Below are 26,257 nucleotides of genomic sequence, written 5' to 3'. Positions count from 1 at the left end.
TTTTGAAAGATGTAATTCAATATAGTTTGCATGACTATGTACGTTCCCATAAATATTTTCCGCCAATTTCCACTTTTTTTGTGTTAATCCTGGTGTTTTATACATACAAGCCAAATCCAATTATTGATAGTTATGCGATTACGGCATTATTTTTATTTGTGATTTCCGCCTGGCTGTGTTTGAGTGTTCTATCCCTGGATTCACCTGTACAAAGACAGCTGATGATTTTGCATTTGGGAAGCAGCTATCGGTATTATCTGGCAAAATTGTTGACTGTTGCACTGATTGCCGCTCTGTTAACTGTATTTGCATTTCTCTATCCCATTATTTTTAATATGTTTTCTGATTCTGTATCTCCTGCCGTTGGTTTCATATCCTTTGTAAATCATCTTCTCTTAGCTGTTCTGGGAATTGGTGTTGCCGGATTTTTTAGTAAGATGATGATGGAAAGTGCTATCAACGCTTATGGAGGTTTAGTGCTGACTATTATTTTGTCTATTGCTGCACCCGGTATTGAGAATATTTTACCTGCATCGTTTAAATACATTGTCTGGCTTTTACCCCCAGCAACAATTACACAACGGCCACTGATTCAATGGAAGGGAGAAAGTTTGTCCGGTATATCCTATCTTCCATTTTTATGGATTATGATTTATGCTGGAATTATTCTGCTGTTGTTTCTAATATTGGCAAATAGAAGACGGTAATAAATGATGCTATTAGAATAGTTTGATAAGCAGCAGAAGATTTACAACATAGAAATAGAGGTGGAGATTCTTGGCTGGTGTACTTTCTGTTTTGTGTACTGTTTTATTAGTTTTTAATTTTTGGAAAAACAGAAAAGAACTTAAAGAAACGTATTCAAAACTTAATTATGTTCAAGTATTCGGCGTGCTTATTTCGTATTTGGTAACAGTTGCGATTGTATTTGTACTTATTTATTATGTTGGAAACTGGCTTGTCAGCTTTATCCCATTTACTTTTCTCCGTTCTGCCATATTTTTTGTAATTGTAGTTGCCGTACTATTTTGTTGTTTAGGTTTGCTTAACAAAGTATTAGCAAGAGTAACAAAAGGTGTTTTATAAGAGGGCGCGCAAAAAGCAGCTATATGATGATTAATGAACTATTTATGATATCTTTCGGTAGGTTGGGCTGGAGCTGCGATTACTTGCCCCATCGAAGTACTTTTGCGATTACTCGCCTTACAGGAAACATTTGTGATTATTTATCTCACCAAAAATTCCCGCAAAATGTAGTATTGTTTTAATACAAATTCTTTTTTCTGTATATATTAATCAGCTAAAAGGAACTGTTATTAAAAAACGAAGAACAAGCTTTTGTTTAAGAATTATTCTGGAATATATTGAATAAAAAGTACCTTTCGAGGTACTTTTTTTATTTGAAATAAATCACCATTTTCGAGAGTGTTTTTTCATATCTTGATAGTCATCAATTATTTTCTTTTTCCCTCATTATAAAATAACAGTGTGAACAGAGAGGAGGGAAAGAAAATGAAGTTGCAGAAATTATTTATAAAACATAAGTATACCTTTGTACTTATCGGCGGTGTTTTGATTGTTCTAGGGTTTATTTTTAAATTTTCATTTGATTGGGATTTAGGATATTCACTTGCAATGATAATGGCTTCCGTTATTGGTATTCCTTCGATATTTATCCAAGCGTATCAAGCACTAAAAGTAAAAATAATCAGTATTGAATTGTTGGTATCTATTGCTGTATCTGGAGCGTTTATCATTGGTGAGTTCAGTGAATCAGCTATTGTTATCTTTCTGTTTTTATTTGGAGGTTTATTGGAACAAAAGACACTAGAGAGAACACGTTCAGCCATTCAGGAACTCATAAAAATGGCACCTGCCAGTGCTTTACGGATCGATAAAGCTGACATAGAAGAAATTCCTATTGAGGAAGTAAATAAAGGAGATTTGCTTCTTGTTAAAACGGGAGCACAAATCCCTGTAGATGGTGCTATTCGAGAAGGGGATGGCTATATCAATGAAGCGAGCGTGACAGGAGAATCCAGGGTAACTGGCAAAGCAATCGGAGAGAAAGTGTTTGCCGGTACAATTTTAGAAAATGGTACGTTGAAGATAGAAGCTGAGAAAATAGGGGAAGACACGACTTTTGGAAAAATTATTGAACTTGTTGAAGAAGCACAGGATAATAAATCTAAAGCGGAACGATTTATTGACCGTTTTGCAAAGTACTACACGCCGATTGTATTGCTGCTTGCGTTTATCGTCGGTTTTCTTTTTCAGAATATCCACTTGGCAATCACGATTTTGATTTTAGGATGTCCAGGAGCATTGGTTATTGGTGTACCTGTTTCTAACGTTGCCGGAATTGGAAATGGAGCAAAGAATGGCATTTTAATAAAGAACGGTGAATTGATGAACGCAGTTAGTAAAGTAGATACAATGATATTTGATAAAACAGGGACATTAACCAATGGCAAGCCGGCAGTTTCTGAAGTGAAAGCGTATACGGATGATATACAAGAAGCGCTTTGGCTGACTGCCAGTGTGGAAAGAGAATCAGAGCACCCGTTGGGACAAGCAATATTAGACTATGTGAGGGAAACCAGATATGCAAAAATTAATAAAACAGAAGTTGTGAAAGGACAGGGAATTATTGCACAAATCGATGCACAGAAAATAATAATTGGTAATCAAACATTAATGGAGAATCATGCTGTTTTAGTAAACAGTCAAGCAGAACAGGACTTACTCCGCCTCCAACAATCAGGAAATTCTACGGTGTTTGCAGCAATTAATAATCAGCTGGCATTGTTAATTGGTGTTAAAGACCAAGTTCGTCCAGATGCAAAAGGAACGCTGCGGATATTAAAACAAATGGGAATAAAGTATTTTGTAATGTTGACAGGAGATAATCAGACAACAGCAGAGATGGTGGGAAATGAATTGGGAATAACGGAGATCCATGGTGACTTCCTTCCAGAAGATAAATCCAGCTTTATGAAACGGCTTCAAGATAAAGGAAGAACGGTAGCTTTTGTCGGTGATGGTGTGAATGATAGTCCTTCTATCGCTTTAGCAGATGTAGGAATTGCAATGGGAAATGGCACGGACGTAGCGGTGGACACCTCTGATATTGTTTTAATACATTCTGATTTTAAAAAATTAATTCACGCTTTTGGTTTAGCAAAGAAAACAGTAGCAAATATGAAAGAAAATATCATTATTGCCGTGGGTACAGTGATTTTTCTGCTTATCGGATTAGTTTTCGGATATATTTACATGGCCAGCGGTATGCTGGTACATGAATTAAGCATCTTAGCAGTTGTTATCAATGGGATGCGTCTATTACGTTATCGTACAAAATTTGAAAAACTTGATAGCTATCAAGTACTAAATGAAAAATTAGAAGCACAATAAAAATATAAATAAAAGAAAGAAGGGGTTATTCATGGAAAAAGTAATAATTCAATTAGAAAGCCTAACTTGTCCATCATGTATCCAAAAAATTGAAAGTGCTGTTCGGAAGCAGCAGGGTGTTAAAAAGGTTAATGTACTATTTAATGCCAGCAAGGTAAAAGCGGAAATTGATAATAAGGAAACAAGTGCTGACAAATTAACAGGAGTTATTGAAAATCTGGGTTATACAGTAGAAAATACAAAAGTACAGGCATATAATTGAGAAAAGAAGATAGATTCTCAGCTTTATTCAATTTCTTAAATAAAGCCGGATTTTGAAACGGAGGGCTTACGATGAACCAAGAGCATTTATGTGTAGCCGCAGTACCACTTTTTCATCATTTGAATTTAGAAGATCAAAGGTTGATTAATCCGCTGGTAAATCATCGTATTTTTGAAAAAGGAGAGCAGATTATTACACCCGATGGAGACCCGAAATTAGTTGTGGTTGCACGTGGAAATATGAAGGTATATCAACTTTCAGCAGCTGGCCGCGAGCAATTATTAAGAGTTGTCGGACCCAGTGGCTATGAAGGGGAAGGTTTGCTGTTAGGAGCCCGAAATGAAAATCTATTTGCTGAAGCATTGCAACAAACAGAAGTCTGCTTGTTAACACAGGAGGATTTTCAAAAAATATTATTGCAGTATCCGCAATTAAGTTTGAAGCTGTTAGAAATCAATGCCCAAAAAATGATGGAGGCAGAACAGCAAACCCGATTTTTAATGATGGAAAAAGTGGAAGAACGCTTAATGACGTATCTCCTTGATTTATATAAAACCACTGAATCAGCGCAAGTAGAAATTCCAATGAAAATGAAAGAATTAGCTTCTTTCTTGGGAACAACACCAGAAACAGTTTCCCGAAAATTAAAATGGCTGGAAAAAGAAGGACTTATTAAAAGGAATAGAAATAAAATAAAACTTCATGATAAAAAGGAATTGGAGAACCGTTTATTATTAATCTAAAAAAGACAAGTCTCGTAAAAGACCTGTCTTTTTTAGATTAATAATTACTGTAATATTGCTGTTCCCATTCCTCGCGCAGCATCCCCATACGGATAGAATCATAATATTCTCCATTGTAATACCGGACCTTCCGAATCCGTGCTTCCATCTGCATCCCGAGTTTTTCCGCTACTCGAATCATCCGCTGGTTGCCGGACCAGGTAGTTAAACCGACACGTACGAGGGGTAAATGGTTAAAGAGATGATTAATCCATAATCTCAAAGCTCGTGTGCCGATGCTCTTCCCCCAGGATTCTGCTTCATGTAATACAATACCCATTTCCAGCCAGGATGAAGGCTCGTGCTCCCAGTAATAAGAAACTGTTCCCCGAACCTGACCGTCAACTTCTACAATCCAGCAATTTTCGGAAGCTAACCAAACTTCTTGCTCTGACAAATAGGCTTCTAACGGTTTTGTCTGATGTGGGAAATAAGGGGCGTCCCATTTTTTCCATTCCGGTTTTTCATTTTTAAAAATCAGTTCCCACAAACGTGGTAAATCTTCTTTTTTAATAGTGCGAATCGTAAGGTTATTATCTGTATACATCAAATGATGAATCTCCTTTTCACTTCATTTTTGTTTGATTTTTTCTATGAAAAATGATTGAAAAGGGAAAATATCTTTACTTTCCAATCACCTGTATAACCTGTTTCATTTTAAATCAGCTCCTTTAGATTGAATTACATTGATTATAACAAAAAATGGTTAGAAATGTGGACATAAAAAAACAAGCGTAACTGCTTACGCCTGTTTTAAAAATTATTATTGAAAAGATTTAGCTCCAAGATAATGGTCTTGCCAGTAATCAATGCTCATATCTGCAACAACCATTTGACCGCTTCCGCTGCTTGCGTGAATCATTTGATTATTACCAATGTAGATTCCGCTATGAGATGCACCGGCTGTATCGTAAGTTCCTTCGAAGAAAACAACATCGCCAGGGCTTGGAGAATCTACATGCACTCCGTCATTTGCCCACATTCCAGCGTGTGTACGGGAAACACTGATACCCACTTGTTCAAATGTATAGTTGATTAATCCACTGCTGTCTAATGCAGAAGGATTTGGGTCTCCTGGTGTGTATGCTCCGAATTGATAAGGAATTCCTAGTGCACTTTCTGCTGCAGCTACAATATTTGCCCCGCTGGCTGTAGCAGGTGCTTCTGTTTCACTAGAGTCGTCAGAATTATCTACTTCCTCAATTACAAGCTCACCTTCATCTGCTTCCGGTTCAGAAGCTTCTTCAGAGCTTGGCGCTTCTGGAGCTGCCTCAACAGGATTTCCTAATGCTTCAGAAGTAGCTGGTCCTACAATACCATCTACCTGCAATCCTTGATCAGATTGGAAATTTCTTACGTCTTGTGCAGTAAGTTCACCAAAGATACCATCTACATTGCTGGAAGAGTAACCAAGATTTTGTAATGAACTTTGTAATTCTTCTACTCCTGAACCTGAATCACCTTGTTGAATAAGAGAAGAATTAACTGTTGCAGACGGAGTTTCTGTCTCAGAAGATTGTTCTGCATTAATATTTGGGAGGTTACTTTCTTCGTAGGTGATATCTCCCTCAGAAGATCCTTCTCCTGCATTAGCTAATACGCTGGATCCTACCACTGGAGTAAGAGCTAGAGTTGCTGCAAATGCAGTAGAAATTACATACTTTTTTGCGTTAAGATTCGATGGTGCCAAAAGAATTCCTCCTTAAAATTTTTACTATAATTTTGTTGAAAAATAGAAACCTATGTAGAAGATTTCATTCCATCATGATGTGCTTGTCCGTAAAACTCCTGCTACTAGTCAGAGAGAAATACGAATTGATTGATAACTAGAGTAATGGACATGAACATCTTGACCGCTCATTAAGCTGTTAGGTGAGCGTTTATTTTTTTCACTATGTACAAGTTAACATAGAGATATCACAAGAAGGTGTCCATATTTTTAAGGAACGATAACAAATTATTAAAATATATTACAGGATTAGACACGTTTCGATATTGTCTACATCAATATTTTCAGAGAAATTCACTGTTTTTTCATTTCATTTTCATGTCGAAAAGCTATTTTTATTACAATCCTGTAAAATAAATCTCTCTTTTTTCAAAGATAATTAGAAATCCTGAAGAAAATACGGTATCCTTTAAGGTGTAATTAGCCAGATTACAAGAGTTATTTGCTGGTAACTGGTCTGCAAAATGAAAATACCGATGAAACCTTTTATTATATTCAAACGTACAAATACATAAGCTCGGAAGAAAGGGATGATTCAGAATGGGTTTTTTTAGAGGCTTTTATTCATCTGAACGAGAAGCAAAGAAAAGCAGGCAAAACTTACAGAAAAGTAAAAAAGAAATGGATAGGATAATGCGGGAAATGCGTGCCAAAATAGATACAATTCAAGTAAATATAACAAGAATAAATGAAGAAATTATAGAAAAACAGAGCCTTGCAGATAAATTTGCAAAGTATGAAGAAAGAACAGAACAACCTAATGAAAAAAGCCGTTTTCAAATACAAAGAGAAGCGGCACTCCAAGAGATTGAAAAATTGCAAAAGCAAAACTATGATTTAGAAGCTCAGATGGTTCCATTCAAGCAAAGCTATGAGCGGATGAGCCAGACGTTTAATGAAACCTTTGACCGGCTCGACGCAATGCAGAGAGAAACTACGGCTAAAGAAAATGAAGCGGATATAATAAAATATACTGCAAAAGAAGAAGAAAAAATTCAGTTTGAGCTTGCTGAGGCAGAGGCACTGCTTGAATTGCGATCAGAAAAATGAGGTGAAGACGGATGTTAGTACATTATAAATGTCCTAATTGTGGGGCGGATATGGGATTTGACAGTGCATCTGGTCACTTGGCTTGCGATAGCTGTGGTCATGAGGAGCATATTGATACATTTGATGATGTAAATATTACGCAGTCTTTTGAAGAAGATGAGGCGAAAGAATATCATTGTGAAAACTGTGGAGCTGTTGTCTTGACAGATGCAGATACAACAGCGACATCATGCAGCTTTTGCGGTGCAGGAGTGGTTCTTGCTGATCGATTATCCGGTGAGCTGGCCCCTGCTAAAGTTATACCATTTACCATCAGCAAAGAGGAAGCGATGCAGGCATTTAAAAAATGGTGTAAAAATGGCAGGCTGACACCAAAGGGCTTTATGACAGCTGACCGCGTCAAAAATATTACCGGAATGTACGTCCCGTTTTGGATGTATGACCTGGATAATGATGTAGAGGTGAAGGCAACAGGAACCAAGGTGCGTACATACCGGCGCGGAGATTACCGTTATACAGAGACAAAGTATTATCGGGTACACCGGGATATTGATATCAGTTATTTAAAGGTTCCTGTGGATGCATCAGAAAAAATGGATGATGAGCTGATGGATAAATTAGAGCCTTATGACTACAACAAGCTGGAAGGCTTTAAAACACCTTATTTAGCTGGTTATTTAGCAGAAAAATATAATTATACCGATGATGAGCTGTTTGATCGGGTAAAAGCAAAAATCAGAGGATTTTTGGATACTTATATAGGTTCAACTGTACGGGGCTACACCTCTGTAAATTATGAACAGAAGAATATCCGTACAAAGAAAGCAAATAGCTATTATGTGCTCTTACCGGTTTGGATGGTTTATTATGATTTTGATAAACAGGAGCATACATTTGCGATGAACGGACAGACAGGGAAAATTGTCGGTAAGCCGCCGCTGAGCTATTCAAAGGCTGCACTCTGGTTTTCTGGCATTGCCGGCGGATCATTTGTTTTATTCAAAACAATAGCTATTATGCTGGGCGGTGATATTTTATGAGAAAGTATATAATCACAGCCAGTTTTCTTTTACTAATATCTTTATTTATTATTCCTGGAGTTTTTGCAGAGAAGCAGTATATTTACGATGATGCAAATATATTTACCGATAATGAGAGGACCGACCTGGAGCAGAGAGCAGCTGAGTATAGTGAAGAGAATGAGATTGATATTCTTATTTTGACGAAGGGCGAGCAGGATGGAATAGATATTGAACCCTACATTGAGGATTTCTATGATGAACAGGGACCCGGATATGATGGAAATCATGGAGATACTGTTATTTTGGGACTTGATTTTTCTAAGGGGCCAGGAGATCGCGACCTATATGTAGCAGGTTTTTATGAAGGGGAAAAATATATAGATAGTGATCGTGGACAGCAAATCGTAGATCAGATCATTCCAAATTTATCAGCAAATGATTATTATGATGCAAGTTTATTATATTTTGAAAAAGTAGATAAATATATGGGAGTCAGTCCATTAGTAAATCCAGATGGTTTTTTACTTCAGACATGGTTTCATTTATTGGTTGCTGTTATAATTGGGGCAGCTGTGGTCGGCTCAATGATTTTTAATATGGGTGGACGTGTAACAACTAATGCAAGCACGTATCTTGATGCAAATAATTCACGCGTGAAAAACAAGTCAGATAGATACTTGCGTCAAACCGTTACGAAAACAAAAATTCAGAAAAACACTGGAGGTGGCCGCGGAGGTGGCGGAGGTGGAATGACAAGAGGAGGTCATTCACATTCTGGAGCACGCGGTAAATTTTAACTTATAGAAGGCTATATAGAAAGGATGATCTAAATAATGGGTTTTTTTAGAGGTCAGTTAGCAAATGTTGTAGAATGGGAAGAGTTTCGAGATGATATGATTTTCTGGAAATGGAATAACAGGGAAATTAAAAAAGGGAGTAAATTAATTATTCACCCCGGTCAGGATGCTATCTTTTTTAACCAGGGAAAAATTGAAGGTGTTTTTAAAGATGAGGGAGAATACGAAATAGAGTCAGATATCATTCCTTTTCTATCTACATTGAAAGGATTTAAATTTGGATTTAACAGTGGAATGCGTGTGGAAGTGCTGTTTGTAAACACGAAACAGTTTACTGTAAAATGGGGTACAAAAAATGCCATAAATATTCCTTCACCGCAGCTGCCTGGCGGGATGCCGATCCGAGCCAACGGAACCTTTCAATTTACTGTAAAAGATTATGTGAAACTGATTGATAATATTGCAGGAGTTAAGGACAGCTACCTTGTCGAGGATATCCGTCTAAGAATCACAGCGATTCTGGATCAATTACTGATGAAGTGGATTACCAAAGAAGGTAAGGATATGTTTAATCTTCAGGCAAATTCCTTTGAAATTGGTGAGGGAATCAAAGAAGATTTGGATATGCAGGTGAACAAGGACGGTTTTGAGATTAATGGCTTCAATATAATCAGCTTTAATTATCCGAAAGAAATTCAGGATATGATTACAAAAACAGCATCACACGGTATGATTGGCGATATGGGCCGTTATAAAGATGTAGCTATGACAGATGCGATTTCTTCTGGCAAATCCAATGGCGGTAATTCCGCAACGGACATGGCTGGTATGATGATGGGTATGAATATGGCGAAAGAAATGATGAGCGGTGCTAACGAACAAAATACACCAAATCAACAACAGCAGCAAAATCAAAGCGGTCAACAAAATCAAAATCAGAGTCAACAGCAAAATCAGCAGCCTCAGAATCAACAGGAATCCTCAGGTAATGAATCAAGTGGATCCATTCCAAATTTCTGTCCGAACTGTGGAAGTAAAACACAAGGAATGAATTTTTGCGGAAATTGTGGGTATAAGCTGGTTTAAAGACGAACAACAACTGGAAAATCAGAAAATGGAGGTATCATCTTAATTAGATGGTATCTTTTTTTATTTCACTAGCCATCGTTAAAAGGACTAATTTAATAAGAATAGTACGTTTTTAATTAAATGGGAATTTTCAAAAAATAACAGAAATTCTATTGACATAAAATAAATTACTATGCTACTATATTGTTAATTTAATTAATTAAGAAACTTTTAGAAGGAGGACAGAGTATGAATTTCGAGAGCTTGATTGGAATGAAAGGCAAGGTTGCAGTTATTACAGGAGCAGCCTCAGGAATTGGTTTAGCCACATCTAAATTATTCGCTCAATTAGGATGTAAGGTAATTCTGTTAGATATTAATGCACAAAATGGGAAGGCAGCAGAAGAAGAAATTATACATAGTGGAGGAAGTGCAGTATTTATCACTTGTGATGTCACTTCTGAAACAAATATAAAAGAAGTTATTCAAAAAGTTGTAAGCGATTTCAATAAAATAGATATTCTCTTTAATAATGCAGGTGTAATCAAGCGTAAAAATTTGCTGGAGCATTCGGAAGAGGAATGGGATTTAGTCATGGATGTTTCTTTAAAGAGCATATTCCTTTTATCGAAACAAGTCATACCGATTATGAAAGAGAGCGGTGGTGGCACAATTATTAATACAGGCTCTGGATGGGGTCTAAAGGGAGGAGATAACGCTGTTTCTTATTGTGCATCAAAGGCAGGTGTAGTTAACCTGACAAAAGCAATGGCTATCGACCACGGCAGTGACAATATCAGAGTAAACAGTATTTGCCCAGGGGATACAGATACACCGCTTTTAAGAGGAGAGGCAAAACAACTGAATGAAGAAGAAGGAAAGTTTTTAGAGGATTCAGGTAAAGACAGGCCATTGAGCAGAATTGGTACACCGGAGGATATTGCAAAAGGTGTTTTATTTTTAGCAAGTGATTTATCAGAATGGGTTACTGGAACAACTTTAGTAGTGGATGGTGGAGGATTAGCGTGATAAAGGAGGATGATAAACAATGACTAAAACAATAACACACCCTTATTTACCAAATACAAACTCGGAAATAAAGACGCAGATGCTTAAAGAAATTGGCATAGAAAGTATTGAAGAATTGTATCAGACGATACCGGATGAATTAAGATATACCGGCAAATTAAACATCCCGGAAGCTCTGAACGAATTTGAGCTGAAAAGAGAAGTCGGAAATTTACTACAGGAAAACAAAGGAACAAATGAAGTAATCAGCTTTTTAGGAGGAGGATGCTGGCAGCATTTTATCCCGGCTGTATGTGATGAAATAGCTTCCAGAGCAGAATTTGTAACGGCATACGCTGGAGATGAGTATGAAGATCATGGAAGATTCCAGGTGCTATTTGAATACCAGAGCCTGCTGGCGGAATTACTTTGTGTAGATGTTGTAAATGTCCCGACATTTGACTGGGGACAGGCAGCAGCAACTGCTATCAGAATGGCGTCCAGATTAACAAAGAAGAGAGAAGCACTTGTACCTAAAACGATTGCACCAGAGCGATTAAAAATTATTTGGAATTACTGTTCACCGGATATAGAGATAAAGCTTATTGACTATCAGGAAGCGACAGGGGAATTAGATTTAACCGATCTCAAGAACAATATTTCAGGACAGACAGCAGCAATATATTTTGAAAACCCAAGTTATCTGGGATTTTTAGAAACTCAAGGAGAAGAAATAAGCAGGATTGCTAAAAGCTCAGATGTTATTACGATTGTTGGTGTTGATCCAATCTCATTAGGTGTACTGGAATCGCCTGCTCAATATGGTGCAGATATAATCTGCGGGGAGCTCCAGCCTTTAGGAAACCCTATGAATTATGGCGGAGGACAGTCAGGTTTTATTGCAACAAGAGATGAGATTGAATACATTTCAGAGTTCCCTTCCAGATTATTTGGAATTACTCCTACGAGTCAAGAAGGGGAATACGGGTTTGGAGATGTTTTCTATGATAGAACTTCTTTTGCAAAACGGGAAAAAGGAAAAGAATCTGTCGGAACACAAACATCTATGTGCGCTATTACAGCTGGGGTTTATCTTGCATTAATGGGGCCGGAGGGAATGGCCGAGCTGGGACAGACTATTATGCAGCGCAGCCAATATGCTATGAAGAAGCTTAATGAAATAGAACAGATAACCTCGAGTTACTTTAACAATGTAAGCTTTAAGGAATTTGTTGTCGATTTTAATGAGACAGGAAAAACAGTGGCAGAAATTAATCAATATTTATTAAGTAAAGGAATCTATGGAGGTATTGATTTATCAGAAGAATTTCCGGAATTAGGGCAATCTGCCTTGTTCTGTGTAACAGAGGTTCATAGTAAAGCAGATATTGATGCATTAGCAAAGGAATTACGTTCATTTTTGTAAAGGGAAGGAAGTGAGTATATGCAAGAGATTAAAAGCCAAAAGAAGGTTAGAGATTTTCATCAGGCAAAGTGGAATGAGCCAGTCATATTCGAGCTTCATCAAAAAGGAGAAAGAGGCGTTGTACCGCCAAGAACAGAAGAGAAGATTGCATCTACAATCGGTGACGGGGTATCAAAGCTCCCAGGTCATTTGAAGAGAAGCCGGGCACCAGAGCTTCCGGAGATTTCTCAAAACAGAGTACTTCGGCATTATCTTAGGCTGTCACAGGAAACATTAGGAGCGGCTTTTAATGTGGAAATTGGTCAGGGAACATGTACGATGAAGTATTCCCCGGTAGTAAATGAAAAGCTTGTTGCCTCGGAAAAGTTAAGATCTCTTCATCCAAAGCAGGATGAAGAGACAGTTCAAGGCACTTTGAAAGCAACGTATGAACTAGATTTATATTTGCGTGAAATTTCTGGAATGGACTATTTTTCATTTCAGCCGGGGTCGGGCACCCAAGCACTGTTTATGATGGCATCCATGGTAAGAGCATACCATGAGGCAAATGGAGAAGGAGAACAAAGGGATGAGATTATCACCACTATATTCTCGCATCCTTCACAAGCGGCAACTGCGACAGTAAAAGGATATAAGATAATCACATTATATCCAGATGAAAACGGCTTTCCGGATTTAGAAAAATTAAAAGATGCTGTCTCTGAAAGAACAGCCGGATTTGTTGTTGCAAATCCTGAGGATACAGGAATCTATAATTCTAAAATCAAGAAATTTACGAAGGTTGTCCATGATGCAGGTGGTATTTGCTACTATGATCAGGCAAATGCAAATGGGCTGCTTGGGATTACGCGGGCAAAGGAAGCAGGTTTTGATATGTGCTTCTTCAATCTTCATAAAACCTTCTCTACACCGCATGCGTGTGGAGGGCCGGGCTCAGGTGCTGTCGGTGTCGTCGAAAGGTTGAAGCCATATTTACCAAAGCCGATTATTGAGAAGCATGGTGAAAAGTATGTTTTGAACACAAATTTAGAGCATAGTATCGGCAAGGTCCGTTCTTACTATGGTGTAGCTCAAAATATTATTCGTGCATATGCATGGATTCGTGCACTGGGGCCTGATGGTTTAAAAGCAGTTTCTGAGACAGCGGTTCTTAATAACAATTATTTATACAGCAAAATAAAAGAAATAAAGGGTGTAGATGTGCCTTATGCGGAAGGCGGCAGGTTAGAACAGGTTCGTTACAGCTGGGAGCCATTGTATCAGGATACAGGCATTACGACAGAGGATATCTCAAGAAGAATGGCAGACTTTGCCCATCAGTATTGGACAAGTCATCATCCATACGTTGTTCCGCAGCCATTTACATTAGAACCAACAGAATCTTATTCAAAGGAGGATTTGGACGAGTATATTAGAAGCTTGACTCATATATCCAATGAAGCGTATACATCTCCTGAGGTTATACAGTCAGCACCCCATTGCAGTTCGATTCATAAAATTACGACCGATAAATACTTTGAAGATCCGGAGCATTGGGCAATTACCTGGAGGGCTTATTTGAAGAAGTATAAGAATACAAAAGAAAAACAGACTTAAAAAGGTATGACATTCATTAGGAAACTATTTTATGAGAGGATGGTTTAAATGAAAAGGAAGCTGGTTGTACTGCTTAGCGCTTTTCTTTTATTGATGATATTAGCGGCTTGTCAAAGTGAGGAAGCTGATGGAGATCGCGATGAAGTAACTTTAGAATTATGGAATAATCTTGCGTCTGGATCTACTTTTTTTCCAAAATTAATTGAAGAATTTGAGGCAGAGAATCCAGATATTAAAATCGAATTGAATAATGTAAATGTAGAATCAAGTGATGCAGAGTATCAAGCGGCAATATCTGATAATAGTTTACCTGATATGTTTATTACGGATGCATTTTCAATGAATGAACTGGTAGATTTAGATTTGGTTCACGAGCTGAACAGTGTATTTCCAGAGGAAGCACAAGAAGAATATACAGAAGGTGTTTTTGACGAAGGAAATACAAGAATTGGAGATAATATTTACTTATTCCCGATTTTCAAAGGCGGAACATATATGATGTATTACAACAAAGCAGTATTAGATGATTTAGGCATAGATACTGTTCCGGAAACATGGGATGAACTGCTTGCTGTAGGAAAAGAAGTATATGAAAAGTCAGACGGGAATACAGAAGGTTTGATATTCGGTGGGACTTCCGGCTGGTTAGTAGATGCTTTTGTCCAGCTTATGGCTACAGAGCTTTCTCCTGAGAGCAGAATGGACTATGTGAATGGCGAATACAGTTTTAATAACGAAGGTAATGTTGAAACAATTGAATTTCTTAAAGAAATGCTTGATGAACATGCACTCTCACAGCTCACATTAGAAACAAATTCTACAGTTGCCAGAGAATATTTTGCAGTAGGAAGAACAGCATTCCTTATCGACGGAAACTGGACTGGTCAATTACTGGAAGATGAGAATGAATTTAGTGACTGGGGTGTTGTCCAGCTTCCTACTAAAAATCCAGACGGCAAGCAATATGGTGAATTTGGCGTGTCCAGTAATGATGGTATGTTTGTATCTAATAACACCGAGCATTGGGATGAAGTAGAGAAGTTTTTAATATTTTTAAGGGATAATATGTATGAAGAATTAGTAAATGTAGGAGAGGCAACGATTGCTAAAGAATTTGATTTAGTAGATGGAGAAGCTCCATTTGAACAGATTGAGGATATTCAGGATATCTTTTCAACAATGAGTATTCAAGTTCCTAATCCGCTCGCGGTAAACCCGGAGGCACTGGACGTGCAATTAGAGGTGCTGAAAAATGGACCGGATTCATCGCCAGGAGAAATTCTAATGGGTTATTTAACAGGACAGGTATCTGATTTAGAAGGAGAGCTGGAGGCCTATGAATCTGCCTATAATAAAGCATTTGATGATGCATTAGAGGCACATGAAAGTGTGACACGGGAAGTTTTCCAATTCCCTGATTGGGTACCTTATGAGCCGTATACAGAGGAAGATCATCAGTAAAATAAACCTTACTCTGAACAAATTTCTATTATGGATATATATTAATGCGTGAACATCCTCTATTAGATGAAATGAATGGAAGGAAAGCGCAGAGCTGATTGTCATTTTATCATAATGGTTTTGAACTTAAGGTATGGAAATAATGAGGGAGGCTTCTACAAAAAAAGACATTACAATGTAGAGGCTTACCTCATTTAATCTTTCGAGATAGGAGAATCTTCCATGGCAAAGAAAATAAAAAGCAGTAATGGAATTAGTAAATATAATAGAAATAAATATATTTGGGCTTATATTTTTATACTTCCCCAAATCATAGTGTTTTTTGGTTTCTCACTTTATCCAATCGTTATGAGCTATGTGTATTCCTTTTATGATTGGTCAGGAATTGGCCCATTAACCAATTTTGTTGGGCTGAAGAATTATACGAGAATACTTACTGAATCAAGCTTTTGGAATGCATTTGGAAATACCTTTGTTTATACAGCTGGATTTACAGTTGTTTCGATTTCCATTGCTTTAATACTGGCACTAGTATTAAATAATCCAAATTTAAAAGGAAGAGGCATATATCGGACAGTTTATTTCCTGCCAGTGGTTACTACAATGGCGATTATCGGGATTGTTATGCAGAATATCTTCGGAACACAGGGGTTCTTTAATGAGTTTCTTAAAGCAATTGGTCTAATTGATCAATCTATTTCATGGTTGTCTAATCCAGTCTTGGCTATGATTCTTTTGATTATTATTGGTTCATGGAAGGAAATTGGAATAACAATGATTTATTGGCTGACTGGCTTACAAATGATACCAAGAGAAGTGTATGAAGCGGCAAAAATCGATGGTGCCGGATCCTGGCAGACATTGCGATACATAACACTGCCATTGCTTAAACCAATTGGTGCCACGATCTTACTTTTGACAGTTGTCAGCAGCATGAGAGTTTTTGATTTAGTAAAAACACTGACAGAAGGTGGTCCATATTTTGCGACGGAGACACTTGAATTATACATTTACCGTTTTGCATTTGCACCAGATGGCCCATCGCAGGTAGGATTCGCATCTGCGGCAGGAGTTATTTTAGGACTGACTGTATTTATCATCAGTTTAATTCTGGGATGGGTTGTTTATAAAGTAAGTGGTCAGAAGAGAAAACCGCTTGGTGGGGGGATTAAATAAAATGAAAAATCGCACTGCTATGTTTATGACACATACCCTTTTAATAGTTTTTGGGATTATTTGGATTTATCCGTTTATATGGATGATTTCATCGTCATTCAAAACAAATAGTACATTTCTGACCTCGGGAATCAACCCGCTTCCAGAGAATATACATTGGGATAACTATATCCGTGCTTGGGAAGTAGCTAACTTTTCAGGATACTTTTTGAACTCAGTCATTATCACACTATCAACAGTATTAATTGTCATCACGCTTAGCTGTTTAACCGGATATGCTCTTGGTAGAGTAAAGTTCCCAGGAAGAAAAGTTATTATTACAGTTGTTGTAGCTTTAATGTTCATCCCATCCGGATATACGATTATCCCACTCTATGAATTAATGAAAATGCTTGGGCTATCCGATTCCTTATTAGGTGTAATATTAGCTGAATCAAGTGGTGCTCATATTTTATTTATATTATTATTTGCTGCCTTTTTCTCAAGGGTGCCTCAAGAAGTGGAAGACTCTGCGGCTATTGATGGAGCTGGATTTTTTAGAACCTTTGCAAAAATTGTTCTGCCGACTGCCAAGCCGGTTATAGCTACAGCAGCAATCATGCAATTTATCTGGACTTGGAGTTCATTCTTAGTCCCGCTTGTACTAACATTAAATAGTCCAGAATTGAGAACGCTTGCAGTGGGAATGCTCTCATTTGTGGGAAGATACCAAACGGATTGGACTGGAATGGCAGCAGGAGCAAGTATATCCTTAGTACCTGTAATTTTAATATTTATTGTGATGCAGCGCTACTTTATTGAAGGTATATCTGGTTCTGTGAAATAGTGGTAGAAGCTTTCACCGGTAATTAGAATACTGATTTTCCTATATCAGCCGGAAGTGAAGTCTTTCTATTATTACTTACTAATCAAAAATGTTTAGATATCAGCAAAATGATTGGAGGAGAGGACGGTAATGGCCTTTGATATAAAGAACATTCCCTTTAGCAGATATGGATCTTTTTTATCTGTATCATATTTAAAGAAGAGAAAAGGTTTAGAGGAAGGATTATATTTAAGGAATATCCGAGGTGGAGACAATAATGACGGAGCTGTTTTTAAAATAGATGTATTGGCAGAGAATGAGGTTGTTCCATTTGAAAGCGTGCTGGAGCCAACTTCCTTAGAGCTCGTTTCCGAGCATGGTTCGGTAAAATTGGTTATGGGGGATGTAGATAATGTTTGTCTTTCCTCTGAAAATGTAGGTATTCGGTTTACTTTAGTCAGACATGCCTATGATAATGCTTTTTCACGATCAGATAAGAGCTGGCAAATTAATGTTTTCTCTAAGAAAATAAACTTTATGACGACTGTTTTGGAGGGGGATTTAACAGTTGATGCTCCATGGAATGTAAATGGCTGTGAAAAAGTAATTATTGATTTCCTGCCATCGGCAAAAACAAATAAAATGAATGGAATTTTAGAGGAATTTACAATAACTTATAAAAATAAAGAATTCAAACAAGATTTTGAAGTCTGTCATAAAAAGGTGAAAGAGTCGTTTCAATCTTGGCAAGAAAAGGTATTGTCAACACCTAAAGAATATGAGAAAGGTACAAAACAAGCAGCATATATTACCTGGTCCAGTATGGTAAGAGAAGAAGGAAAGCTTATTCGTCCTGCAATGTATATGTCGAAAAATTGGATGACGAATATTTGGAGCTGGGATCATTGCTTTAATGCAATGGCATTGTTAAAACATCAGCCTGAATTAGCCTGGGATCAGCTGATGATTTTCTTTGAAAATCAAGACAGCACCGGGATGCTGCCAGATTTTATAAATGATGAATTCGCTTATTGGAATTGCACAAAGCCGCCTATTCACGGCTGGACAGTATTATGGATGCTGGATAGGTCAGAAAGTATATCAAATAATCATTTGGAAGAAATTTATACCCCGCTTTCGAAATGGACAAACTGGTATTTTAAATACAGAGATTATAATAAGAATGGTTTTCCTGAGTATCATCATGGAAACGATAGCGGTTGGGATAATAGTACAGTCTTTAGTGAAGGTATTCCTATAGAAAGTCCGGATCTATGTGCTTTCTTAGTCTTACAAATGGAAGCATTAGAAAAAATAGCTGTCAGACTCGAAAAAGATAATGAAGCTGAGGTATGGAAGCAAAAACAAGAAAGCTTGTTAGAAGCATTTCTGGATTACTTCTGGAAAGAAGACTATTTTACGGCATATGTAGCTGATCAGCAGGTGAAAACTGGAGATAGTTTATTGCTATTTATGCCAATTGTACTTGGAAAGCGGCTGCCAAAAGATATTTTAAACAACCTTGTTGAGGGATTGAAGGATGAATCAAGGTTTTTAACAGATAATGGATTAGCTACTGAAAGTGTATCAAGCACTTATTATGAGTCAGATGGTTATTGGAGAGGACCTATTTGGGCCCCTTCTACGATGCTGATTATTGATGGCTTATATAGAGCTGGAGAAGTGGGCTTTGCCAGTGAGCTTTCTAAGCGCTTTTGTAATATGGCGAATAAAAATGGAATGGCAGAAAACTTTGATGCTATTACAGGAGAAGGATTAAGAGACAGGGCTTTTACATGGACCTCCAGTGTCTTTTTAATTTTAGCAAATGCATATGTTTAAAAATAAATAGTTAAGAAACTTACGATTACAAGTAAGGGAGAGAATAATATGCGCGATTATAAAACTTGGGAAGATATATCAATAACCGATATCAATCGCAGGAAGCCGAGAGCTTATTTTAAATCATTTCCGACAAAGGAAGCTGCAATAGCAGGAAATAATAGAGGGACCCATCATTTTAAAAGTCTAAATGGCTCATGGTATTTTCAATTTTTAAATGCACCAGAATATGCAGAGACGGGGATAGAGCAGCCAGATTATGATATCAGCAGCTGGGAGAAGTTAGTTGTGCCGGGCAATTGGCAAATGAACGGATATGGGAGTATGCATTATTCTGATTTGTGGTATAACTTCCCTATCAGACCGCCTTATGTACCGTCAGATAATCCAACGGGGATTTATAAGCGGAAATTTATTATAGAGGAAGCATGGTTTTCTCAAGATATTATTCTACGTTTTCACGGTGTGGATTCGGCTTTTCATGTTTGGGTTAATGGTAAAGAGGTTGGCTATAGTAAAGGGGCAAGAATAACGAGTGAATTTGATATTACATCTTATCTGCATAAGGGAGAGAACGATATTACAGTTCGTGTCTATCAATGGTCTGATGGAACATATTTAGAAGATCAGGATATGTGGTGGTTGAGCGGTATATTTCGTGATGTGGAAATTTATACGCAGCCTTGCAGCGGATTAGAGGATATAAAGATAGATACATATCTTAATAACCAGTATAAGGATGGCAAATTAAAGCTTTCAGGAGAATTAAGAACAGACAGAGGTCAATTAAGGCTTGTTTATGAATTATATGACAGGAATAAAAAACAAATTTTGCGGGGAGAAAAAGAGGCAGAGAAATCATTCTCCATTTCTGAAGCGATAGATGGTATCACTCTATGGAGCGCAGAGAATCCTTATCTGTACCAGCTTATTCTATTCGTTTATCGAGGGGAAGAATTAATAGAGGTTATCCCAAATCAAGTAGGCTTTCGTGAAATTGAATTAAAAGGGAATGTGTTTACTGTGAATGGGGTGGCTATTAAACTCAAAGGAGTAAACCGGCATGACTTTCACCCGAAAACTGGCAGAGCTGTTACAGAGGAGGATATGAGAAAGGATATCCTTTTAATGAAGCAGCACAATATTAATGCCGTCCGCACTGCTCATTACCCAAACGCACCATATTTCTATGATCTATGTGATAAGTATGGAATGTATGTTATTGATGAAGCAGATATTGAGTGCCACGGGTTTGAATTAACAAATCGTTATAATTGGATTGCTGAGGACCCGGTATGGCAAAAAGTAATGGCGGATAGAGTTGCCAGAATGATAGAAAGAGATAAAAACCATCCTTGTATCCTGATGTGGTCACTTGGCAATGAATCCAGCTTTGGTGAAAATTTTAGAAAGCTGGCAGCTGTTTGCAGGGAAAAGGACCCAACGCGGCTGGTTCATTATGAAGGGGACCGTGAAGCAGAAGTAACAGATGTTTATTCCACCATGTATACTTGGCTGGAAGCTCCAAATAGCAAGAGAAAAACAATGGAAGACATTATTGAAACAACGAAAAAACCACATATTCACTGTGAATATGGACATGCGATGGGAAATGGCCCGGGGGGATTAAAAGAGTATCAGGACTTAATTTATGCACATGATCATTTGCAAGGGGGCTTTATTTGGGAGTGGTGTGATCATGGAATTGAAAGCACGGATGAAAATGGAACGGTTTACTATCGCTATGGCGGAGATTTTAAAGATGATCCGACAAATGGGAACTTTTGTATCGATGGGCTTGTTATGCCTGATCGGAGGCCATCTCCGGCTTTAAAAGAATATAAGAAGATTATTGAACCCGTTCATACACAAGCACTCGATTTGGGTAAAGGCATACTGGAAGTAGAAAACAAATATGATTTTATTTCATTACAGGAATTGGTGTTATATTATACGATTCAAAAAGAAGATGAAATTATTACCTCTGGAAGTAAGCAATTAGCAGACATTCCTGCCAGACAGAAGAGAAATATTATATTAGATTATGATCTGGATTTTTATATAGAGCCTGGCTCTGATTACTATCTAAATATTTCTTATAAAACGGATAAAAATGTATCTTGGGCTGCTGAAGGTTATGAATTAGCAAATGCACAGTTTCTGCTGCCATTAAAAAAAGAAGTGCAGCCAAAATCACCGAAAGAAGTAATTTCCATGGAAGAAAAGAGCTTTGAACTCGTTGTTCGCGGTGATGATTTTGAAATCATTTTTGATCGTGTGAATGGAAAAATGCTGTCTTGGAAAAAGGATAATAAATCGCTGATTCAATCGGGACCGGTATTGCAGTTTTGGCGGGCACCGATTGATAATGATATGTATCTGCTGCATGATTATAAAGAAAAATATTTTATGCATCTCTGGCACGAAATGGTGGATGAGGTCTCTTATAGCAAAGAAGAAAACTATGTTCATATCCGCGTTTTAACGGTTAATGGTACAACCAATTCAGCCTGGTATTATCAATGTGAATACAGCTATAAAATATTTGGGAACGGAGATGTTCTCTTCCAAGTACAGGGAACCCCAGCCGGCATGATAGAAAATGCTCCGGAAATGATTCCGAGAATCGGTGTGGAATTACAGCTGAATAAAGAAATGGAGCATGTGAAATGGTATGGCCGCGGTGAAGGGGAAAGCTATGTCGACTCTAAACAGGCAAATCTATTTGGCGTGTATCAATCAACAGTAGACGACATGTTCACAAATTACGTAAAGCCACAGGAAAATGGAAATCATACAGACACGACCTGGATGAGGTTATCCGACAAGCAGGGAACTGCCTTTATGGCATCAGCAGTTGAAGAAAAATTTGATTTTGGAGCAAGCTTTTATGATATAGAAGATTTAGAAACAGCTAAACATACCATTGATTTACAAAAAAGTGACTATATTCATTTACATCTGGATTATAAGCAAAATGGGCTGGGCTCTAATTCTTGCGGACAAAATCAATTAAAAAAATACCGCTGTACATTTGAACCTTTTACATTAAAGCTGAAGCTGTCAGTCTATCAGCAATCGGAAATTACGGATATATGGAAGGGAAAAGAAAAAATAATCGATAAATAGCGTTCCAGGGGGCTTGGTGCTCCCTTTTCTGATAAATACCCTCTTTTAGGAAAAAGTATAAGCACTAACAAACGTTTCGTGATGTAAAACAGATACAATATGCTATAATGCAAATAAACTTAGCATGTTATTAACATTTTTTGTTGAACAATAAATGAAAATGATTATTCCTGGAAGGAGTAATTACAGTATAATAAAAATATAACAAATTAAAATCTCGTAATCATAGTTAGACGGATTAAGATTCTACGAAAAACTACAAAAGAAGGAAGAAAAGAAGTTTCATTTCACGGTGGAGGAATTTATATGCAGCGAGGAACCTTTAAATTAATGAAGTCCGTAAATAAATCATTAGTGCTTAATAAAATTCGCAAAGATGGTCCTATTTCCAGAGCACAAATTGCAAAAGAATCAAAATTAACCCCCCCAACTGTGAGCAGCTTTGTAAAGGAATTATTAGAAGAAGGTCTGGTAAAGGAAAAAGATTTAGGAAAATCTAATGGCGGACGTAAACCAACAATGCTGGAAATCAATTATCATCATTTCTATATAATTGGTGTAGATTCCGGTTCAAGCAGAGTTGATGTAATATTATCAGATTTATCTGGAACAATCTATGAACGTATCAGCACGCTATTTCCAAAGGATATGTCTAAAGAGCGGTTTTTAGATATACTATCCACTGGAATCCGTGATATTTTATCAAAGATACATCAGCCTGAAAAGGTGCTTGGTATCGGTGTTGCCATGCATGGTGTTGTACAGGTAGAGACAGGAACTTCTTTAATTGCCCCTTCGTTAGGGTTAGAAAACATACCAATTAAAGAAACATTAGAGAAAGAATTTAATCTGGAAGTATATGTTGAAAATGATGCAAGGGCAATGGCTCTGGGAGAATCATGGTTTGGAGAATACGGGGAGCAGGACAGTATGATGACTGTTAATATCGGAAATGGTGTCGGCTCTGGTCTTGTGGTTGATGGAAGCCTTTATCATGGAGCGCAGGATATAGCCGGTGAGATTGGCCATATGATGATTGATATACATGGGGAGGTTTGTGAATGCGGGAATAAAGGCTGTCTGCAGACATTTATTTCTGGATCATCTATAGCAAGAAGAGCAAATAAATTAAGTGAAGAGTATTATGATTCTGGAAAGGATGTATATGAAGCAGTACAGAATGGGAATACATCTTTAAAAGAGGTTTTTGAAGAGACTGGAAAGCTTATAGGCATAGGAATAACCAATCTCATTCATGTGGTTAATCCAAAGCTGATTGTGCTTGGTGGTGGTGTAATGAATGCTGAGGAAATGCTTCTTCCGACAGTACATAAAACCATTGCTCAACATGCTTTAACACCAGAAGCTAAAGAAACAAAGGTAGTTGTCAGTAAATTAGGCAAGGATGCTGCGCTGTTAGGGGCAACAGCTCTTGTTTTAGTAGAGATTTTCAATTAAATAGACTGAAGATGTAAAACAGGACATTCTTTCTATAGATAAGATGTCCTGTTTCTTATATTATAAGAAGACTAGCTTGTGCCAAATCTGAAGGTAGTTGTTTTATCATAACGCTCTCCTGCCTGCAGAATCATAGAGGGAAGACGGTCTTGATAAAGTGCTAATGGTGTATTTGCCGTTTCAAAACAAACACCATAATGAGCAGGCAAAGATCCATGCTCCAATACATATCCTTGGGAGCCTTGATTAGCAGTGTACATAACCATGCCCGGCTGGTTCGTTTCTATAGATAAGGTTCTCCCACTTGATTGTTCATAAACATCGATATAACTTTTTTTATTTTCAAATACAAAGTAATGATCATAGCCGTCAGCCAGAGCTAATTGTTTTATGTCAGGTAAGGATTTTAATCCCTTCCCCAGTAAAGCCCCGGAACGGAAATCAAATGCTGTATCAGTTACATCGATGAGATGACCTGATGGTAATAAGTTGTTATCCAATTCTAAAATGGTGCTGCCAGGCATGGTGATATGATGCTGGTAAATAGAATTTTTCATATTTCCGGTTAAATTAAAATAAGTGTGGTTTGTTAATGAAAGTGTGGTTGCTGCATCTGGGATAGCATGATAATGTATAGAAAATTCATTTTTACTGGTAAGGCGATAGGTAATAGATACATTTAGACAGCCTGGATAGCTGCCTGCAGTTGCTATATCTTTTGTTGTTAATTGTAATACTGCTGTTGATTCTGTTTTTTTTATTTGCGTATCCCACAGAATTTGATGAAAGCCGCCTGATCCGCCGTGTAAATGACTTGTACCTTCATTTTGTTCCAACTGATAAGCTTGCTGATTTATCTTGAACTGGCCATCAGGTATTCGTCCGGCAACCCTTCCAATTAAAGCTCCTAAATACAACGGGTTTTTTTCATAGTTATGATAATCTTTAAAAGTCCAAACAATATTTTCTGCATTCCCACTTCGGTCTGGTGTAGACAGCCTTGTGATAATCCCACCATAATTGAGTATGCTGATTTCAATGATGTTATTTGTTAATGTGAATTCTTTCCATCCATTGACAACTTCTTTTACATGTATGTCCATGCTTTCACCTTCTTTTCGACAAGCAACGTCAATTTATTTAGCTAATTTATTACAATAACTAAAATAATTAATTTAATTAATTAACTTATTGATAATATTCTAACTTTTTAAGGCGTCTTTGGCAATAGGGAATAAGCATAAATTAGATAAATGATGCAATAGGTGTACTTCCAAAATTACATAAAAATGGTTTATTTTATCAGGATGAAAATCAATACATCCAGTATGAAGTTTGTTAACTTTCAACTAGTCTACAATATGATATTATAAAGATATAGAAAGAAGGTGTACTTGGTGGTATTAGTTATTCTTATTTGTTTTGCTGTCGCTATGCTGGCGGCGTTTGTTGGAAGTCTGGCAGGACTCGGAGGCGGAGTCGTATTAATTCCATTACTATTCCTTGCCAGCGGTAATATAGAAGGCTTTGAGTGGGTGACACCTCAAACAGTCGTAGCAATGTCGCTGCTGGTTATGTTTTTTACAGGTATATCTTCTGCTTTATCCTTTGCAAAGACAAAACGGATTGATTATAAAGCAGGCGGACTGTTTTTAATCGGCAGTATTCCAGGGAGTATGTGCGGAGCCTGGTTTAATCAATTTGTTCAGGCAAATACATTTTATATTTATTTTGGTATTTTAATCATTATTATTGCCGCAATTCTTTTTTACAGACAGTTAAAAGGAATTAAGCCGCGAAAAGTAGATGAATCTGAAAAAGGATCACGCCAGACGAAAATAGGAGCAGAAATATATACATATAAAATTCAAATAGTACCTGCTATTGTCATTGCGTTCTTTGTCGGGATGCTGTCAGGCTTTTTTGGTATAGGCGGAGGAGCAATTATGGTTCCAGTTATGCTGCTTGTATTTGGTTTTCCTGCACATATTGCAACAGCTACCTCTATGTTTATGATTATTTTCGTCAGCTTATTTGGAAGCATAACGCATGTTGCCCTCGGCAATATTGAGTGGGCCTATGTACTTTTCTTCATTCCTGGAGCATGGATTGGCGGTAAGCTGGGTGCATTTACAAACCAAAAGATTTCAAGCTCGTTATTGGAGCTGTTTTTAAGAATCTTATTGATTATAATGGGAATTCGGATGATTTTACAAGGTATCGGTTAGGGGC

General features: G+C 37.3%; 22 protein-coding genes. 19 read left to right on the top strand and 3 right to left on the bottom strand.

The genetic code is table 11. From position 1 onward, the window contains the following. Positions 1-2 precede the first annotated feature (2 nt). The 5 genes from OSO01_RS17015 to OSO01_RS16995 all read left to right on the top strand — a co-directional run bounded on the left by OSO01_RS17015 (position 3) and on the right by OSO01_RS16995 (position 4,419). Complete coding sequence (locus OSO01_RS17015; RefSeq protein ID WP_147211641.1) at positions 3-707, top strand: hypothetical protein; 705 nt, start codon at positions 3-5, stop codon at positions 705-707. A gap of 70 nt (positions 708-777) precedes the next feature. Further along, the gene (locus OSO01_RS17010; protein WP_147211640.1) at positions 778-1,086 is read left to right on the top strand and encodes a hypothetical protein; all 309 of its coding nucleotides are present in this window, start codon (positions 778-780) and stop codon (positions 1,084-1,086) included. 426 nt (positions 1,087-1,512) lie between these two features. Then, positions 1,513-3,414 carry a heavy metal translocating P-type ATPase gene (locus tag OSO01_RS17005; protein ID WP_147211639.1) on the top strand — a complete coding sequence of 634 codons (1,902 nt, stop codon included), beginning with the start codon at positions 1,513-1,515 and terminating at the stop codon, positions 3,412-3,414. 31 nt (positions 3,415-3,445) lie between these two features. Further along, positions 3,446-3,676, top strand: coding sequence for a heavy-metal-associated domain-containing protein (locus tag OSO01_RS17000; protein WP_147211638.1), 231 nt, complete (start codon positions 3,446-3,448; stop codon positions 3,674-3,676). A gap of 71 nt (positions 3,677-3,747) precedes the next feature. Continuing rightward, positions 3,748-4,419 carry a Crp/Fnr family transcriptional regulator gene (locus OSO01_RS16995; RefSeq protein ID WP_147211637.1) on the top strand — a complete coding sequence of 224 codons (672 nt, stop codon included), beginning with the start codon at positions 3,748-3,750 and terminating at the stop codon, positions 4,417-4,419. 37 nt (positions 4,420-4,456) lie between these two features. Here the strand turns inward: OSO01_RS16995 and OSO01_RS16990 are convergent, their stop codons facing one another. After that, positions 4,457-5,005, bottom strand: a complete 549-nt coding sequence (locus OSO01_RS16990; RefSeq protein WP_147211693.1) for a GNAT family N-acetyltransferase — start codon at positions 5,003-5,005, stop codon at positions 4,457-4,459. A 216-nt stretch (positions 5,006-5,221) separates the two neighbouring features. After that, complete coding sequence (locus OSO01_RS16985) at positions 5,222-6,148, bottom strand: C40 family peptidase (protein ID WP_147211636.1); 927 nt, start codon at positions 6,146-6,148, stop codon at positions 5,222-5,224. A gap of 579 nt (positions 6,149-6,727) precedes the next feature. Between OSO01_RS16985 and OSO01_RS16980 the strand changes: the two genes are divergently transcribed. From OSO01_RS16980 to OSO01_RS16925, 13 genes are all read left to right on the top strand, one after another. Next, a complete protein-coding gene (locus OSO01_RS16980) occupies positions 6,728-7,237 on the top strand; it encodes a hypothetical protein (protein ID WP_147211635.1) in 510 nt (169 codons plus the stop codon). 11 nt (positions 7,238-7,248) lie between these two features. Continuing rightward, complete coding sequence (locus OSO01_RS16975; protein ID WP_147211634.1) at positions 7,249-8,277, top strand: TFIIB-type zinc ribbon-containing protein; 1,029 nt, start codon at positions 7,249-7,251, stop codon at positions 8,275-8,277. After that, entirely contained in the window at positions 8,274-9,056 is a 783-nt protein-coding gene (locus tag OSO01_RS16970; protein ID WP_147211633.1) for a TPM domain-containing protein, read from the top strand. The genes OSO01_RS16975 and OSO01_RS16970 overlap by 4 nt, the downstream gene beginning before the upstream one ends. A gap of 36 nt (positions 9,057-9,092) precedes the next feature. Then, the gene (locus tag OSO01_RS16965) at positions 9,093-10,142 is read left to right on the top strand and encodes an SPFH domain-containing protein (RefSeq protein WP_147211632.1); all 1,050 of its coding nucleotides are present in this window, start codon (positions 9,093-9,095) and stop codon (positions 10,140-10,142) included. 231 nt (positions 10,143-10,373) lie between these two features. Then, complete coding sequence (locus tag OSO01_RS16960; RefSeq protein WP_147211631.1) at positions 10,374-11,153, top strand: SDR family NAD(P)-dependent oxidoreductase; 780 nt, start codon at positions 10,374-10,376, stop codon at positions 11,151-11,153. 19 nt (positions 11,154-11,172) lie between these two features. Then, complete coding sequence (gene gcvPA / locus OSO01_RS23445; RefSeq protein ID WP_186813689.1) at positions 11,173-12,558, top strand: aminomethyl-transferring glycine dehydrogenase subunit GcvPA; 1,386 nt, start codon at positions 11,173-11,175, stop codon at positions 12,556-12,558. Between the two features lie 18 nt (positions 12,559-12,576). Continuing rightward, the gene (gcvPB, locus tag OSO01_RS23440; protein WP_186813688.1) at positions 12,577-14,154 is read left to right on the top strand and encodes an aminomethyl-transferring glycine dehydrogenase subunit GcvPB; all 1,578 of its coding nucleotides are present in this window, start codon (positions 12,577-12,579) and stop codon (positions 14,152-14,154) included. 48 nt (positions 14,155-14,202) lie between these two features. Then, positions 14,203-15,615 carry an ABC transporter substrate-binding protein gene (locus tag OSO01_RS16950; RefSeq protein ID WP_147211630.1) on the top strand — a complete coding sequence of 471 codons (1,413 nt, stop codon included), beginning with the start codon at positions 14,203-14,205 and terminating at the stop codon, positions 15,613-15,615. Between the two features lie 222 nt (positions 15,616-15,837). Then, positions 15,838-16,791 carry a carbohydrate ABC transporter permease gene (locus OSO01_RS16945; RefSeq protein ID WP_147211629.1) on the top strand — a complete coding sequence of 318 codons (954 nt, stop codon included), beginning with the start codon at positions 15,838-15,840 and terminating at the stop codon, positions 16,789-16,791. A gap of 1 nt (position 16,792) precedes the next feature. After that, on the top strand, positions 16,793-17,617 hold the full coding sequence (locus tag OSO01_RS16940) for a carbohydrate ABC transporter permease (RefSeq protein WP_147211628.1): 825 nt from the start codon (positions 16,793-16,795) through the stop codon (positions 17,615-17,617). A 129-nt stretch (positions 17,618-17,746) separates the two neighbouring features. After that, a complete protein-coding gene (locus OSO01_RS16935; RefSeq protein WP_147211627.1) occupies positions 17,747-19,438 on the top strand; it encodes an amylo-alpha-1,6-glucosidase in 1,692 nt (563 codons plus the stop codon). Between the two features lie 48 nt (positions 19,439-19,486). Beyond that, complete coding sequence (gene ebgA, locus OSO01_RS16930) at positions 19,487-22,567, top strand: beta-galactosidase subunit alpha (RefSeq protein ID WP_147211626.1); 3,081 nt, start codon at positions 19,487-19,489, stop codon at positions 22,565-22,567. Between the two features lie 306 nt (positions 22,568-22,873). Then, positions 22,874-24,025 carry an ROK family transcriptional regulator gene (locus OSO01_RS16925; protein WP_147211625.1) on the top strand — a complete coding sequence of 384 codons (1,152 nt, stop codon included), beginning with the start codon at positions 22,874-22,876 and terminating at the stop codon, positions 24,023-24,025. Positions 24,026-24,096: 71 nt separating this feature from the next. Here the strand turns inward: OSO01_RS16925 and OSO01_RS16920 are convergent, their stop codons facing one another. Continuing rightward, positions 24,097-25,128 carry an aldose epimerase family protein gene (locus OSO01_RS16920; protein WP_147211624.1) on the bottom strand — a complete coding sequence of 344 codons (1,032 nt, stop codon included), beginning with the start codon at positions 25,126-25,128 and terminating at the stop codon, positions 24,097-24,099. A 294-nt stretch (positions 25,129-25,422) separates the two neighbouring features. Between OSO01_RS16920 and OSO01_RS16915 the strand changes: the two genes are divergently transcribed. Beyond that, complete coding sequence (locus OSO01_RS16915; RefSeq protein ID WP_246145196.1) at positions 25,423-26,253, top strand: sulfite exporter TauE/SafE family protein; 831 nt, start codon at positions 25,423-25,425, stop codon at positions 26,251-26,253. The last annotated feature ends 4 nt before the right edge of the window (positions 26,254-26,257 follow it).

Source organism: Oceanobacillus sojae, assembly GCF_007991515.1.
Taxonomy (GTDB): domain Bacteria; phylum Bacillota; class Bacilli; order Bacillales; family Amphibacillaceae; genus Oceanobacillus; species Oceanobacillus sojae.
Note: the sequence above shows the minus strand (reverse complement) of the source record. Positions and strands in the feature narration are given on the sequence as shown.